The following is a 1,591-nucleotide window of genomic DNA, read 5'->3' on the forward strand; positions in this document are numbered from 1 at the left end:
CGGAACCTGTCAATTTGATCAAGGCAGTTGAGCTGGGCTAATTCTGTGTCGGCTGTTCTGGCGTGTCCTTCTGCTCGTTCGTGTCGTCGTTCTTGGGCTTGTTGATCCATGCCGGTCCGGGCAGATCGGGCGGGGTGGGGGTGCCGCCGGATGCGAACCGCTCGGGATGCGTGGCGTGGGCGGCGGCCAGGACACGGGCGCGTCGGTCACGGACGACGGCGGCGCGGCCGTAGTGCACATCGACCGGGTGGTGATAGCCGATCCCGGAGTGGTAGTGGTCGTGGTTGTACCAGGTGTAGAAAGTCTGGCAGAAGGCGCGGGCGTCCTCGATCGAGCCGAAGTGGCCAGGGAAGTCCGGGCAGTATTTGAGGGTTTTGAAGCTCGCCTCGATGTGGGGGTTGTCGTTCGATGTCTTGGGGCGGCTGTGGGACTTGGCCACGCCGAGGTCGATGAGCAGTTCGGCCACGGTCTTGGACTTCATCGAGGAGCCGCGGTCGGCATGCAGGGTGAGGGTGTCGCGGTTGACCTTCTGCTTGAGCGTGGTCTGCCGGATCAGCCGCTCGGCGAGGGCGGCCGATTCGCGGGAGGCGACCATCCAGCCGACCACGCAGCGGCTGTAGATGTCGATGATCGTATAGAGGTGGTACCAGACGCCCTTGTCCGGGCCGCGTAGCTTGGTGATGTCCCATGCCCATACGCGGTTGGGGGCATCAGCGAACAGTTCGGGGATGGTCTTGGGCGGGTGGGTGGCCTGACGGCGCCGATCACGGCCGACCTCACCATGGGCACGCAGGATCCGGTACATCGTGGACTCTGAGGCCAGGTAGGTGCCCTCGTCCAGCAGCGTGAAGTACGCCGTGGCGGGGGCCGCATCCGCGAAGCGCTCGTTGAGCACGGCTCGGACGTGGTCACGCTCGGCGGTCGACAGCGCGGCCGGGTGCGGCTTGCGCGGGGTGATGGGACGGGCCGGAGCCGGACTGCGGCGGTTGTTTCGGTACCAGTTGGCCTGTGGCACTCCGGCCGCCGTGCACGCTTTGCGGCGGCCGAGCAACGGGGTGAGTGCCTCGATCGCCTCGGCCTGCGCGGTCTGGATGATCTCGGTCACTGCTCGCCCCGAGCCGTCGAGTTCTCGCTGCTGGTGGCGAGCTGATCCAGCAGCGCGAAGAGCTTTCCCTGCACCTCGATCACCTGGCGGGTCTTGTCGAGTTCGGCGCGTAGCCGTTCGACCTCGCCCTCCAGCGTGTCGATCTGCTTGTCGCGCGGGTCGGCCTTCGGACGGCCGACCGGCCGGGCCAGTGCCTGGGTCGCCCCATGGTCTCGGGCGGTCTTCCAACTGGAGATCAGCGAGGAGTACAGGCCCTCGCGGCGCAGTAGCGCGCCCTTGCCGGCCTTGTCGAGTTGCTCGTACTCCTGCAGGATCCGAGCCTTGTACGCCGCGGAGTACCGGCGGGCTGTGGCCCGCTCATGTACCTGCGGGTCAGGGGTCTCGGGGTCTGGCTGTCGTGCTCCCACGAAGGGATGTCTCCTTCCCCGCCCTCGATACAGAGTTATGTACCTTTTTGTTGCCTCTGTCTAGTTTGGCAGGGAGGGA

General features: G+C 66.2%; 1 protein-coding gene. It reads right to left on the bottom strand.

The window, feature by feature from the left end:
• Positions 1 to 37: 37 nt before the first annotated feature.
• A protein-coding gene (locus ACIN94_RS32815; RefSeq protein ID WP_400714946.1) for an IS3 family transposase occupies positions 38 to 1,512 on the bottom strand; the annotation gives its coding sequence in 2 pieces (ribosomal slippage) (positions 38 to 1,173 and positions 1,173 to 1,512; 1,476 coding nt in all).
• Positions 1,513 to 1,591 lie beyond the last annotated feature (79 nt).

It is taken from the genome of Streptosporangium sp. NPDC087985, assembly GCF_044741965.1.
GTDB lineage: Bacteria > Actinomycetota > Actinomycetes > Streptosporangiales > Streptosporangiaceae > Streptosporangium.